This is a genomic window from Marivita sp. S6314 (genome assembly GCF_023015985.1).
Classification (GTDB): domain Bacteria; phylum Pseudomonadota; class Alphaproteobacteria; order Rhodobacterales; family Rhodobacteraceae; genus Marivita.
In genome coordinates this window covers 617,403-630,763 of the sequence record NZ_JALKAO010000002.1, presented here as the reverse complement: position 1 = coordinate 630,763, position 13,361 = coordinate 617,403, and the positions used below count along the sequence as shown (strand labels likewise).

General features: G+C 60.5%; 16 protein-coding genes. 12 read left to right on the top strand and 4 right to left on the bottom strand.

Going from position 1 to position 13,361, the window contains the following annotated elements; translation table 11 throughout:
• Position 1 precedes the first annotated feature (1 nt).
• Positions 2 to 160 (top strand): cbb3-type cytochrome oxidase assembly protein CcoS, encoded by a 159-nt coding sequence (gene ccoS / locus MWU54_RS07590; RefSeq protein WP_247081864.1) that lies wholly within the window; start codon positions 2 to 4, stop codon positions 158 to 160.
• 8 nt (positions 161 to 168) lie between these two features.
• Here the strand turns inward: ccoS and MWU54_RS07585 are convergent, their stop codons facing one another.
• Positions 169 to 1,632: a D-alanyl-D-alanine carboxypeptidase family protein gene (locus tag MWU54_RS07585; protein WP_247081863.1), complete on the bottom strand. Its 1,464-nt coding sequence runs from the start codon at positions 1,630 to 1,632 to the stop codon at positions 169 to 171.
• 292 nt (positions 1,633 to 1,924) lie between these two features.
• Entirely contained in the window at positions 1,925 to 2,623 is a 699-nt protein-coding gene (locus MWU54_RS07580) for an HAD family hydrolase (RefSeq protein WP_247081862.1), read from the bottom strand.
• Positions 2,624 to 2,717: 94 nt separating this feature from the next.
• Between MWU54_RS07580 and clpS the strand changes: the two genes are divergently transcribed.
• From clpS to hemF, 4 genes are all read left to right on the top strand, one after another.
• Positions 2,718 to 3,068, top strand: coding sequence for an ATP-dependent Clp protease adapter ClpS (gene clpS / locus MWU54_RS07575; protein ID WP_247082209.1), 351 nt, complete (start codon positions 2,718 to 2,720; stop codon positions 3,066 to 3,068).
• 24 nt (positions 3,069 to 3,092) lie between these two features.
• The gene (locus tag MWU54_RS07570) at positions 3,093 to 4,106 is read left to right on the top strand and encodes a methyltransferase (protein ID WP_247081861.1); all 1,014 of its coding nucleotides are present in this window, start codon (positions 3,093 to 3,095) and stop codon (positions 4,104 to 4,106) included.
• 16 nt (positions 4,107 to 4,122) lie between these two features.
• A complete protein-coding gene (locus MWU54_RS07565; protein WP_247081859.1) occupies positions 4,123 to 4,926 on the top strand; it encodes an SDR family oxidoreductase in 804 nt (267 codons plus the stop codon).
• Positions 4,927 to 5,011: 85 nt separating this feature from the next.
• A complete protein-coding gene (gene hemF / locus MWU54_RS07560) occupies positions 5,012 to 5,905 on the top strand; it encodes an oxygen-dependent coproporphyrinogen oxidase (protein WP_247081857.1) in 894 nt (297 codons plus the stop codon).
• Positions 5,906 to 5,933: 28 nt separating this feature from the next.
• On the opposite strand, the gene MWU54_RS07555 is transcribed toward hemF, so the two are convergent.
• Positions 5,934 to 6,479: a pseudouridine synthase gene (locus MWU54_RS07555; RefSeq protein ID WP_247081855.1), complete on the bottom strand. Its 546-nt coding sequence runs from the start codon at positions 6,477 to 6,479 to the stop codon at positions 5,934 to 5,936.
• Positions 6,476 to 6,937, bottom strand: a complete 462-nt coding sequence (locus tag MWU54_RS07550) for a nucleoside deaminase (protein WP_247081853.1) — start codon at positions 6,935 to 6,937, stop codon at positions 6,476 to 6,478. Before MWU54_RS07550 ends, MWU54_RS07555 begins: the two co-directional genes overlap by 4 nt.
• 63 nt (positions 6,938 to 7,000) lie before the next feature.
• On the opposite strand from MWU54_RS07550, the gene MWU54_RS07545 reads away from it, so the two are divergent.
• The 7 genes from MWU54_RS07545 (at position 7,001) to MWU54_RS07515 (ending at position 13,343) form a co-directional block, all read left to right on the top strand.
• Complete coding sequence (locus MWU54_RS07545) at positions 7,001 to 7,825, top strand: pseudouridine synthase (RefSeq protein ID WP_247081851.1); 825 nt, start codon at positions 7,001 to 7,003, stop codon at positions 7,823 to 7,825.
• 53 nt (positions 7,826 to 7,878) lie between these two features.
• Complete coding sequence (locus MWU54_RS07540) at positions 7,879 to 8,076, top strand: hypothetical protein (protein ID WP_247081849.1); 198 nt, start codon at positions 7,879 to 7,881, stop codon at positions 8,074 to 8,076.
• Positions 8,076 to 8,921 carry a hypothetical protein gene (locus MWU54_RS07535; RefSeq protein ID WP_247081847.1) on the top strand — a complete coding sequence of 282 codons (846 nt, stop codon included), beginning with the start codon at positions 8,076 to 8,078 and terminating at the stop codon, positions 8,919 to 8,921. The genes MWU54_RS07540 and MWU54_RS07535 overlap by 1 nt, the downstream gene beginning before the upstream one ends.
• Before the next feature lie 172 nt (positions 8,922 to 9,093).
• The gene (locus tag MWU54_RS07530; protein ID WP_247081845.1) at positions 9,094 to 9,993 is read left to right on the top strand and encodes a 5-bromo-4-chloroindolyl phosphate hydrolysis family protein; all 900 of its coding nucleotides are present in this window, start codon (positions 9,094 to 9,096) and stop codon (positions 9,991 to 9,993) included.
• Between the two features lie 30 nt (positions 9,994 to 10,023).
• A complete protein-coding gene (locus MWU54_RS07525; RefSeq protein WP_247081843.1) occupies positions 10,024 to 11,223 on the top strand; it encodes a toxic anion resistance protein in 1,200 nt (399 codons plus the stop codon).
• Between the two features lie 3 nt (positions 11,224 to 11,226).
• Positions 11,227 to 12,198 (top strand): DUF2927 domain-containing protein, encoded by a 972-nt coding sequence (locus MWU54_RS07520; protein WP_247081841.1) that lies wholly within the window; start codon positions 11,227 to 11,229, stop codon positions 12,196 to 12,198.
• A 17-nt stretch (positions 12,199 to 12,215) separates the two neighbouring features.
• Positions 12,216 to 13,343, top strand: a complete 1,128-nt coding sequence (locus MWU54_RS07515) for an SPFH domain-containing protein (RefSeq protein WP_247081839.1) — start codon at positions 12,216 to 12,218, stop codon at positions 13,341 to 13,343.
• The last annotated feature ends 18 nt before the right edge of the window (positions 13,344 to 13,361 follow it).

Below are 13,361 nucleotides of genomic sequence, written 5' to 3'. Positions count from 1 at the left end.
AATGAATGTGCTTGCCTACCTCATTCCGGTATCCCTGATCTTGGGAGGCATCGGGCTTGTGGCGTTTGTCTTTACCGTCAAAGCCCGGCAATACGATGACCCGGACGGGGCCGCCGAACGTATTCTATCCGATGATTACGATGATCGTCCGAAACCCTGATACCGGGATCAGCCGGGTCCAATCATGAAACAGGTGACCTGACGCGCCTGAAGTCGGCGACAGGCCAGATCCGCGCTTTCGCGGGTCAGCCCCATGAAATTCGCATCAAACCCGCGCGCGCCGTTCACGACCTTGCGCAATGATCCGTCCAGCGTCGCCATTTCCGAAAGCGCGGTCTTGAGCAACGCCTTTTCGGCGGCAAAGCGGCTTGGGTAGCGTCCGACATTGATCCCCCAATGCCGCCCGCCAGAGGTCGAGATCCGCGTCACAACTTCGCTTTCGCGCGCGACGACGGGCTGCGCGGGTTGCCGGGTAGAGGCCGACGCCAACACTATGGTGCGGGGTCGCACGACGGGCTTTACAGAGGCGCTGGGCGCTGTCTTTGCCGCCGCCGCGGTCGCGCTGGCGGCTGTTGCGGCTTTGGCTGAGGCCACGGGCAGGGCGGCCTGTGCAGAGGTTGCCGCGACTTCCTGAACCTCTTCGGTCTGCACTTCGGCCAGCACTGATTGAATGTCTTCCTTCAACTCGGCCACAAGCGCGTCCGGCAAGACCGGTTCGGCCACGGGCCGGGCGGTCGGGCGCAGGCTTTTTGTCACGGCTGCCGCGACAACCCGAATGGATTTGGCGCGCGTGTTGGTCGACGGAGTCTGGCTTTTGGCGATGACGGTTTCAGTTGTGCTTTTGCCGACGCGCCCCATATAGGGCGGCTTGCGCGGCGTGCGCAGCGCCATCCGCGTTGGTGCGCGGTTGAACCCGAGATCCATCAGCTTGGCCACCTGCGCGTTGCGCGATGCGGTAGAGTTGCCCCCGAACACGGTCACGATGATGCGCTCGGACCCGCGCTCGGCAGAGGCTGTCAGGTTGAACCCCGCGGCGCGTGTGTAGCCTGTCTTGATCCCGTCTGCGCCACGGTAGCTGTTCAGGAAACGACGGTTTGTGTGCGCGACGCGCTTGATGCCGGCATCCGCGCTGCGGCGTGAAAACAGATTGTAATACTGCGGGTAGTCATAAAGCACATGGCGACCCAGGATTGTCATGTCGCGTGCCGTGGACATGTGACCACTTTCGGTCAGGCCATGCGCGTTTTTGAACGTGGTGCGGCTCATACCCAGGGCTTTGGCCGTGCGGTTCATCCGGCGCGCGAACGCCGCTTCCGACCCCGAGATAGCTTCGGCGATCGCGGTCGAAGCGTCATTGGCCGATTTGATGGCCGCCGCCCGCACAAGATAGCGCAACTGAATCCGCGACCCGGGACGCAGGCCCAGCTTGGAGGGAGGCTCTGCCGCCGCCTTCTTTGAGATGCGCACCTTGGTGTCCATGCTGATCTCGCCGTTCTGGACGGCTTCGAACACAATGTAGAGCGTCATCATCTTGGTCAGCGATGCCGGATGCAGTCGCGTATCCGCGTTCCGCGCGTGCAGAACTTCGCCATTGCGCGCGTCCATCACCAACGCCGCATAAGGCGCAGCCATGGCGCTGATCGGCACCAGAATGGCCAACCAAATTGCAGTGATTACGTACAGGCCCAATCGGCCCGGCAATTTATGCCGTCCCGTCACTATATCCGCCTCTTCTGCCTCATGCCGCCGGATTTTTCCGGTCAGCTTTATTATTGCGAGTAGGCTAACACATGAGGTGAGGCCGATAAAGGTCTTATTTTTATACCTTTTCTGACGAAATTGGAGCGGCATCCCGCAACATCTAGGGGGTTCTTTTTCGGCACTTACTAGTGAAGCCAATGTGGCAGGAATGTGGCAAAGGTCTTCAGCCGATTTCCGCCACCAGATCGGGCAATGCCCCCAGATTCTCTATCGCGTGAAACCGTGGGCTGTCGGGCGGATCGGCCTTTTCCAGATCCCATACCAGATCATGCGGAACAAAAACGCCCCAACTGCCGGCCTGAACCGCAGGAACCACATCTGACTTCATCGAATTGCCCACCATCATGGCGCCCTCGATGCCGCCCTGCAGCGGCGCAAAGACCGTTTGATACGTGGTGACCGATTTGTCCGAGACGATCGAGACATCGTCGAACAGCTCTCCCAGGCCCGATTGCGCGAGCTTGCGTTCCTGATGGAGCAGGTCGCCCTTGGTGATCAACACCAGCCGGTGCGTTGACGACAGGGTTTCAACCGTGTGCTGAACATGCGGCAAAAGCTCGATCGGGTGCGCAAGCATGTCTTGCCCGGCATCCAGAAGCTGTTGGATCACGTGCCCGGGAACCGCGCCGTCCGTGACGTCAATAGCGGTTTCGATCATCGAAAGCACAAAACCTTTCACACCGAAACCATAGTGACCGATATTGCGTCTCTCGGCGGCCACCAACCGGTCGTGCAGCAAGGATTTGTCTGTATAATCAGACAGTAAATCTTCAAACCGGTCCTGCGTCAGCTTGAAGAAACGCTCATTGTGCCAGAGCGTGTCATCCGCATCGAACCCTATGGTTTTCAGCTTCTGCGCCATAACCGTGCCACGCCCCTCTTTTCTCACCGTCAGGACAGGTTATATAGTGGCGTCAGGATAAGGAACCCAAGGTAACCAACTCCGCATGACCCAGATGACACCCGTGATCGCGTCCACCAGCCCCAAGGCTGGGCCTCCGTCGAACGAGGACAACGACACCGGTGTCGTTGTCGAAACGCGTGCCAAGACGAAACGGCCACCGCTTTATAAGGTGATGCTGCTGAATGACGACTACACGCCGATGGAATTCGTCGTCCATGTTCTTGAGCGGTTTTTCGGCATGACCCATGCGCAGGCGTTTGAAATCATGCTGACGGTTCACAAGAAAGGTGTCGCCGTCGTCGGGGTCTTCAGCCACGAAATCGCGGAAACCAAAGTCGGACAGGTGATGGATTTTGCGCGGCGTCACCAGCACCCATTGCAATGCACGATGGAAAAGGAATAACCGGGCCTTTTCCCGGACTTTGCCATGACCCTTCCCAGACTTGACCACGCGTTGCAGACAGCCGCGCTTGAGCTGCCGCCGGACGCACGGCTGGCGTTTCTAGAACCTAATGCTGAGTTTGACGTCACCGCCTTCGAGGGCGCGTCCGTGCAGGTTCAGCAAAATGACAAGCCCGGTTACGACAGGTTCGCAGCGCTTGGTGCAACGGTGGCCACGCATGTCGACGGTCCTGTGGATGTGGTGCATGTCACCCTGCCACGCAGCCGTGAACTGGCGCGGGGGCTGATCGCACAGGCCCAGGAGATTGCGCCGGAGGGTCTCGTGATCGTTGACGGCGCGAAAACCGATGGGATTGACCCGGCGCTCAAGGCCGTGAAAGCGCGCACCGAAATTGACGGGCAATTGTCCAAGGCGCATGGCAAGCTGTTCTGGTTCCGCGCAAGCGACGCGTTTTCCGACTGGACCCTGCCCGCACCCGCGCCGGTGACAGAGGGCTGGATCACTCAACCGGGCGTCTTTTCCGCCGACGGTCCGGACGCGGGGTCACAGGCGCTTGTCGCGGCGCTGCCGCCATCGCTCAAGGGGCAGGGGGCTGATCTTGGCGGTGGATGGGGGTTCCTCACGCGGCATCTGCTCGCGCTGCCGAAGGTGACACATGTGGAGTTCGTCGAAGCCGACCACCGCGCCCTGACCTGTGCGAAACTCAATCTGGACGATGACCGTGTCGCCTTTCACTGGGCAGATGCCACCACATGGGGTGCGCCTGCCAGTCTGGACTGGGTGGTGACCAACCCTCCGTTCCACACGTCCCGAACGCCGGACGCATCGCTGGGACAGGCGTTCATCGCCTCGGCGGCGCGGCTGTTGAAACCCAAGGGCCAGCTGATCCTGGTGGCCAACCGCCACCTGCCATATGAAACGACGCTGGCAGCGCGGTTTGTACATGTGAAGGAATTGGAGGGAGACGCGCGCTTCAAAATCCTGCATGCTGAGCAACCAAGATCCCCCGACCGGTCAGGCGCAAGCAGACGGCGTTGAAGGAGGCTTAGGCCCAATGTCATTTTCGATCGAAGGCAAAACCGCCATCGTCACCGGGGCCGCAAACGGCGTTGGTCTGGCCATCGCGCGGCATTTCGTGGATCAGGGGGCAAACGTCATGTTTGCCGATATGGACGAGGCGCGCCTTTGCCATGAATGTGGGGATATCGCCGAAGATGACGGCAATATCCGCTACTTTGCCGGGGATTTGCGGGAACGTCTGACGCTGGCCAACCTGCTGTCGGCGACCATCGATTCCTTTGACCGGGTCGACATCCTGATCAATGGCAGCCGTCAGGTGCTGCCCTCCGATCCCCTTGATCTGGACGACACGTCGTTCGAGACGCTGATGATGCAGAACGTGACGAACACTTACCGCCTGTCCCAGATGGTGGCCAAACGCATGATCAAGCAGGCCGCCGGCAAGGAAGAGGGGCAGGCGGGGGCGATTGTGAACCTGTCTTCGATTGCCGCCCGTCGCACTCTGCCGCAATTGTTGTCTTATTCGGTCTCAACCGCCGCGCTGGACCAGTTGACGCGGTCGCTTGCCGTGGCCTTTGCCGAGTACCGCATCCGGGTGAATTCCGTGGCGCTTGGGTCCGTGATGTCGGCCAGCCTTCAGGACGCTTTGAAGCATAACGGCGATTACCGCGAAGAGATCGAAGAAAACACGCCTCTGGGTCGGATCGCCAGTCCTTCTGAATTGGCAGAAGCGGTGCAGTTTCTGGCCTCTGACGGAGCCGGATTTGTCACCGGGCAAATCATGACCGTTGATGGTGGCCGCACCTTGCTTGATCCGGTGGGGGCGCCGGCGCACTAAAGCCGGGCGCAACGTCGCAAGGTGTTGCTCTGCCTTGTGATTCCGGACGGAGTATAGTGTTCTGCCGAAAACACAGGACAGTGCTATGACGGATTCCTTTGACGCTCAGAAAACCCGCGCCTCGGCGTGGTTCCGGGACCTTCGCGATCAGATCGTCGCGTCTTTTGAAGGGCTGGAAGACAGCCACGATACCGGCCCACTCAGCGATGCTGCTGCGGGACGGTTCGAGGTCACGGAAACCAAGCGCACCTCCGAGGACGGCTCGGACGCGGGCGGCGGATTGATGAGCGTGATGCGCGGCGGTCGGGTGTTCGAAAAAATCGGGGTGAACGTTTCGACGGTGTACGGAACGCTGGGCGAACGCGCGCAGATGGCGATGGCAGCGCGCAAGGGCATTCCCGGCATGAAGGACGATCCGCGCTTCTGGGCCTCCGGGATCAGCCTTGTTGCGCATATGCAGAACCCGCATTGCCCGGCGGTGCATATGAACACCCGCATGTTCTGGACACCGCATGCTTGGTGGTTCGGTGGCGGCTCGGACCTCAATCCCTGCATCGAATACGATGAAGACACGGCGCATTTCCACGCGACGCAAAAATCGCATCTCGATCCGCATGGCTCGGCGCATTACCCGAAACTGAAAGACTGGGCCGACGAATATTTTTACGTCCCGCACCGGGGCCGGGCCCGTGGCGTTGGCGGTATCTTCATGGACGATCACAACACCGGTGATTGGGAAAACGACTTTGCCCTGACGCAGGATATCGGCCGTGCCTTCCTGCCAGCGTTTGTGCCACTGGTCGAAAAGCGCCGGGTGCAGGATTGGTCGGATGCCGACAAGGATGCGCAGCTGGTGCATCGCGGGCTCTATGCGGAATACAATCTGGTCTATGACCGGGGCACCAAATTCGGGCTGGAAACCGGGCATGATGCCAATGCGGTTCTGATGAGCCTGCCTCCGCTGGCCAAATGGGTGTGAAGCCCTCGGACCGGATCAATCGCCTGACCTACGCGTCCCGCCACGCGCCGGACGCAAGGCCGTCCAGCGACCATTCACCAACCGACCACCGCACCAGCCTGAGGCACGGTAACCCGACATGCGCCGTCATGCGCCGCACCTGGCGATTGCGGCCTTCGGTGATCGTCAGTTTGATCCAGGCGTCTGGCACGGTTTTCCGAAACCGGACCGGAGGCACCCGTTCCCAAAGATCCGGAGGGTCGATCCGCGCAACCTCTGCCGGTCGCGTGGCCCCGTCTTTCAACGTCACCCCCTTGCGCAACTGATCAAGCTGGGCGTCGGTCGGCGTGCCCTCGACCTGCGCAAGATAGGTTTTGGGGGAACGGAATTTCGGGTTGCTGATCCTGGCTTGCAGCTTGCCGTTATCGGTCAGAACTAGCAGGCCCTCGCTGTCGCGATCCAGCCGCCCTGCCGGGTACACGCCGGGAACTTTCACGAAATCCGAAAGCGTTCGGCGGGGTGACCCTTCCGTGCCTTTGTCGGTGAATTGCGACAGCACATCGAACGGTTTGTTGAACAGGATGATGCGCGTCATGCGCCCGCACCGCGTTTTGATGCGAAAAACTCTTTCAACAGCTGTTCTGCCTCGTCCGCGCACAACCCGTCATAAATCTCGGGTCGGTGGTGGCATTGGGCATGCGAAAACACTCTTGCGCCATGCGCTGTGCCGCCCGATTTTGGGTCACCGGCCCCGTAATAAAGCCGCCTGATCCGGGCATTTGAAATAGCGCCCGCACACATCGGGCAGGGCTCAAGCGTCACGTACAGATCATGTGTGCCCAGCCGTTCCACTCCCAGCGCGTCACATGCGGCACGTATGGCCAGTATTTCGGCATGGGCCGTCGGATCGTTGAGTTCCCGCGTCCGGTTGCCAGCCGAGGCCACCACTGTGCCGTCTGCCGCAACCACGACCGCACCGACGGGAACCTCCCCCCGTGCCGCCGCAAGGCGCGCCTCGTCCAACGCAAGGTCCATATTTGACCGAAACACCATTCCCGCGTCATAGACCGCGCAATCACCTTTCCCAAGGCTCTTATTTCGACTAAGCCGCAGGTCATGACCGACAAAACGCCCCCCGGTGATCGCATCGCCAAAGTTATCGCCCGTGCCGGGCTTGCCAGCCGTCGTGAAGCCGAACGGATGATCGAAGAAGGCCGCGTGACCGTAAACGGCAAAAAGATCGACCGCGCGGCGTTGAATGTCACGGCAGACGACAAGATCACGGTAAACGGGAAACTGGTCGGTGCCCCGGACGAGCCGCGCCTGTGGCTGTATCACAAGCCAACCGGCTTGGTGACGACCAACAAGGACGAACAGGGCCGCGCCACCATTTATGACGAACTGCCCGATACGCTTCCCCGGGTCCTGAGCGTCGGACGGCTCGATCTCAATTCTGAAGGCCTGCTGTTGCTGACCAATGATGGCGAGGTGAAGCGCAAACTGGAATTGCCATCGACCGGCTGGTTGCGAAAGTACCGCGTGCGCGTCAAGGGCCGTCCCACGGACGAAAGCCTGGAACCGTTGCGCAAGGGTCTGGTGATCGAGGGCGAGAAATTCCAACCGATGACGGTCTCTCTGGATCGCCAGCAGGGGGCCAACGCCTGGCTGACCATCGGCCTGCGCGAAGGCAAGAACCGCGAGGTGCGCCGTGCCGTGGCGGACCTGGGCCTGACGGTGAACCGGCTGATCCGCGTATCTTACGGGCCGTTCCAACTGGGGCAACTCAAACCCGGTCAGGTCGAAGAGGTCCGTCGCAAGATCATGCGCGACCAGTTGGGCCTTGATGCGCCGTCTGCGGATAAGGGCGGTACTGCTCTGAAATCAAAGAAAAATACCGTGCGCAGAAATACGCGCCCGGCACGGCCGAAAAAGTCTCCCTGAACTTTCCCTGATCGCGCCCATATTCCGCCCGGATTCGCAGTGATTTTGGCGGCATGGTTATAACGTTTCTGACATCGATGATCCTTGTCATCTCGGTTCTGTTGGTTCTGTCGAACCTTGGAACGGTTGTTGATGACACGGCCAAGGCCGTGCGTGGCGCGATGCAGCGGTTGCGGGTGCATGGCGGGCTGGCGTCATTTGTCGCCTTTGGCGTGCTCTGGATCACCATCTTTGGATTGGGGTTCGTGTGATGGACGTGCAGGCCAATTCCCTTGTGGATTACAACAACAGCGCGGCTCTTGGAAAATCCGCGCCGGTGCACAACGTGCCGGTGGGGTTCATGGTGCTGGCAACCTGCCCGCTGATCCTGTGGCTTCTGGACGGTACGGTCGCGGGCTTTGCCTCTGCGATCCTGATTATCGGTCTGTTTGCGGTTGGCATGGTCTTCTTGTCCATCGGTCAGAAAAATCACCTCGCCTACGATCAGGCCGAGGTCGCCGCCCGTCCGCGCGTGCCCTTCAAGCTTTTGGGCAGCGCCATCGTGGCGCTGGTTGTCGGCTTGCTGGCCACCGCGAAAATCGGGCTGCCGACCGTGCCAGTGTTGATCGGTTGCGCCACATTCATTCTTTGCCTGGTGTCGTTCGGCCTTGATCCGATGCGGGACAAGGGCCTGAACAACCCGGTTGTGCGCCTGCGCCTTGCCAATCAGAGATTGTACCAGAACTGCGAAGACCGGTTCGAGGCGATTCTGGCCGATTTGCATGCACTACAAGACGATGACCTGTCTGGTCGTGCGCGCACAATTTCGGACACGATTCTTGGGCTTCTGGCGACGGTCGATTTCGAAACGCGGACGTTGCAGAAGATGTCGGGACCGCTGGAAAAGCTGCTGTCCAAGATGGAGGCAGAGACCGACGCCTTGCTGGAACGCGAATTGTCCCTGTTCGAACGGCGCAAGTACCAAACCAAGATGCAGGCGCTTGCCGACGCGTTCGAGGCCCGTGCCCGAAAAAGCGGCATTGCCCATGGGCGCAACAGCTTTGAACTGCAGGCGGATCTGCTTTTCGACCGGATGCAGCGCAATCGGAGCGCATGAGCGGATCTGCGCCGACTTCCCCCTAGTAAGCCCCAAGCACATCCCCTAAGTTTCTATCGAGACTAGGGAAAGGGTGTTTGATGTCCGGTGCCGGCCTGCAACGCGTCAGCTATGTGTTGCTCATTATCCTGCTGTTTGGCGTCACCAGCGGTTGGCTGGGGGGGCTTTAACCGTGGCACAACGCTATGGCGGCAAATACAGCCCGGATGGCGCGTCTGACAGCGCGCCCACACCGCCCTCAAAGGGGTTCAAAGGCGCGACCGTCAATCCGGTTGGGGCGCGGTCCAACATCCTGTTTATTCCCCCGATTGTTCTGGCGGCGACATCGCTGAACGAAGGCGCCATTGGGCTGGGTCTTGGCCTGCTCGGTGCCGGTGTCCTGCTTCTGGGGGCATGGCTGTTGCGGAGTGGCCTGACGGCCGAGGCCGAATACAACGCCCGCAAAGTGGCCCGGCGTCCCGCCTTTCCGCGTAAGGCCGCATCGGGCGTCCTGACCGGGCTTGGTGTGGCAATTGCGGCGTATGCCAACGAACCCGGCCTGATCGCGCCGGTGATTTTCGGCACAGCCGCAGCCGCCCTGCATTTCGGGGCGTTTGGATTTGACCCGATGCGCGACAAGGGCATGGAAGGAATCGACACCTTCCAGCAGGATCGCGTTGCGCGCGCCGTGGACGAGGCCGAAGGATATCTCAACGCGATGCGCGATGCGATCAAACGATCCGGAAATCGCAGAATGATTGCGCGCGTCGAACAATTCCAGGTCACGGCGAAAGACCTGTTTCGCACGGTCGAGGAAGACCCCCGCGATCTGACAGGTGCCAAGAAATACCTGAGCGTCTATCTGATGGGCGCGCGGGACGCGACGATCAAGTTTGCCGACGTTTATGCCAAGACAAACGATCGCAAGGCGCTCACGGATTATGAGGCGCTGCTTGATGATCTGGAAACCAATTTTTCGGCGCGCACACGCAAAATGCTGTTGGATGACCGGTCGGATCTGACCGTGGAAATCGACGTCTTGCGCGACCGGCTTCAGCAAGAAGGCGTTCGCATTGAACGCACCAGCCAATAACGCACACAATAAGTTTTAGGGGAACCATCCATGTCCGACACAGTCCGCGCAAAAGCCCAAGACGCGCTTGCTTTGGTTGAAGAGGTCAACGCCGTTATTCTGCCCGAACCCAAACCAGCCGAAGAGGTTGTTCCCCTGGCCAACGCCGATCCGGCACTGAGCGAGGAAATCCGGTCCCGCATGGCCGAGATTGACATGGAAGACACCCAGTCCATCGTGTCCTTCGGGTCCAATGCGCAGGCCGAATTGCAGGAAATCTCGCAATCCATGCTGGCCGATGTGCGCAACAAGGATGTTGGTCCCGCAGGCGATAGCCTGCGCGGCATTGTCAGCACCATCCGCGGGTTCTCTGTGTCAGAACTCGATGTGCGCCGCGAACGGTCATGGTGGGAAAAACTGCTTGGCCGAGCGGCACCGTTTGCCAAGTTCACCGCGAAATTCGAACAGGTGCAGGGCCAGATCGACCGGATCACCGATGATCTTCTCAAGCACGAGCATACGCTGCTCAAGGACATCAAGTCGCTCGACTTGCTTTATGACAAGACGCTGCAGTTCTACGATGAACTGGCGCTTTATATTGCTGCGGGCGAAGAAAAGCTGCGCGTGCTGGACGACGTCGACATCCCCGCGAAAGAGGCCGAGGTGCAGGCCGCGCCCGAAAACGATCAGGTGATGAAAGCCCAGGAACTGCGTGACCTGCGCGCGGCGCGCGATGATCTGGAACGCCGGGTTCATGACCTGAAACTGACCCGTCAGGTGACGATGCAGTCGCTGCCGTCCATCCGACTGGTGCAGGAAAACGACAAGTCGCTGGTCACAAAGATCAATTCGACATTGGTGAACACCGTGCCGCTTTGGGAAACGCAACTGGCGCAGGCCGTCACCATTCAACGCTCGGCCGAAGCGGCCGCTGCGGTGCGCGATGCCAATGACCTGACCAATGAACTCCTGACATCGAACGCCAAGAACCTGCGCGACAGCAACAAGCTGATCCGCGAGGAAATGGAGCGGGGTGTGTTCGATATCGAAGCGGTCAAGCAAGCCAATGCCGACCTGATCGGCACCATTCAGGAAAGCCTGCAGATCGCAGACGAAGGCAAAGCCAAGCGCGCGGCAGCCGAAGCGGAGCTGAAGAAAATGGAAGCCGAACTGCGGGACACTCTGGCCTCGGCCAAGGCGCGCCGGGACGGTGTGGGCGATACAACTTCCGCCTCCATGCCCGACGAATAACCGGTGACGCGGCGCTGGTCTCATATCCTTTGGTCCTGCGCCGCTGTTGCGGCCCTGTCGGCATGCGATCCGTTGGGGCAAGACGGACCGCCCGACACCAAACCGCAGGCCCGCCCTGACCGTCCAACGGCAGCGGCTGCGCCACCACCGGCGGACACACCGTCCGATGCCACGTTGGAATTGCAGCGCTATTATGCGCGGGTGCAGCAGGATTTGCTGACCCGTGGCCTGTTGCGCGACGACGGTGGCGGCGTGGATACGCCGTTTACGGACGTGATGCTGGCGCGCAATTTCGAACGGATCGCCTTGGCCGAGGAATACGCGCGGGGTGCCGGATTGCAGCCGTCCAGCGGTGCCTTGGGGGCCATCAAGAAATGGACAAGCCCGGTGCGCATCGGCGTCACCTTCGGTGCAACTGTACCCGATGATGCGCGCAGCACGGATCTGCAGGTTCTGACCTCTTACACCCGCCGCCTTGCCCGCGTGACCGGGCATCCGATCTCATTCGTGTCCGGGCAGCCCAATTTCCACGTGCTGGTGATGGGCGAAGACGACAAAGATCAGCTGCGGCAGGTTCTGGATCGGATTGCCCCGGGAATGGAGCCGTCCAGCCGCGCGATTTTAACCAATCTGCCGCGCTCGATCCACTGTCTTGTGGTGGCATTTGCGGATACCGCGTCCGACAATGCCTACAGGCAGGCCATCGCGCTTGTGCGCAGTGAACACCCCGATTTCACCCGCCGCGCCTGTTTCCATGAAGAACTTGCGCAGGGGCTTGGCCTTGCCAATGACGATCAAAACGCGCGCCCGTCGATCTTTAACGATGACGAGGAATTCGCGCTTCTGACAACGCATGACGAAATGCTGCTCAGAATCCTTTACAACCCGCGCCTGACCCCCGGGATGACGGCGTCACAGGCACGTCCCATCGTGCGATCCATTGCTCAGGAGCTGATGGGCGGCGGCCCCAGCTGAATTAACGGAGACCAACCATGCCCATTTTCGATTTTCTGAGTGGCCAGTTCATTGATGTCATCCACTGGACCGACAACACCCGCGACACGATGGTGTGGCGGTTCGAACGCGAAGGCCACGAGATCAAATATGGGGCCAAGCTGACCGTGCGCGAAGGGCAGGCGGCGGTGTTTGTCCACGAAGGCCAACTGGCCGATGTGTTCACGCCGGGGCTGTACATGCTCGAAACCAACAACATGCCCATTATGACCACGCTGCAGCATTGGGACCATGGCTTCCGGTCGCCGTTCAAATCGGAAATCTATTTCGTCAACACAACCCGGTTCCAGAACCTGAAATGGGGCACGAAGAACCCGATCATGTGCCGTGACCCGGAATTCGGGCCCGTTAGGTTGCGCGCCTTCGGCACGTATTCGGTGCGCATCACGGATCCGGCGCGGTTCCTTGTTGAAATCGTTGGCACCGATGGCGAATTCACGATGGACGAGATCAGCTACCAGATTCGCAACATCATCGTGCAGGAGTTTTCCCGCACGATTGCCCGTGCGTCGATCCCGGTGCTGGACATGGCGGCCAACACCCGCGAACTGGGCCAGTTGCTGGCCAAGGAGATCGCACCGAGCCTTGCAGAATACGGGCTGGAACTGCCCGAGCTTTATATCGAAAACATCTCGCTACCGCCTGCCGTGGAAGCGGTGATGGACAAGCGGTCGTCGATGGGCGTGATCGGCGATCTGAACCACTACATGCAATTCCAGGCGGCCGAAGCGCTGGGCAAAGACGGGGCCGGGGCTGCGGCCATCCAGACCGGTCTTGGCGCGGGCCTCGGCATGCAAATGGGGCAGGCGGCTGCGGCACAATCCGGCCCATGGGGTGCCGCGCCCCAGGTCCAGGGTGCCGCCCCGGTCGCCCGGCAGGTCGCCCCCCCGCCACCGCCGGTCGAACATGTCTGGCATGTGGCCGAGAACGGCGAAACCAAGGGTCCGTATTCCAAGGCGGCTTTGGGGCGTATGGCGGTCGACGGTGCGTTGACCCGCGAAAGCTATGTCTGGACCCCGGGCCAGGACGGTTGGATGCGCGCCGAGGACGTCACGGAACTTGCGCAGCTCTTTACCGTTCTTCCTCCACCCCCACCGGGGGCCTGACACACGTGTCAGCCAAGT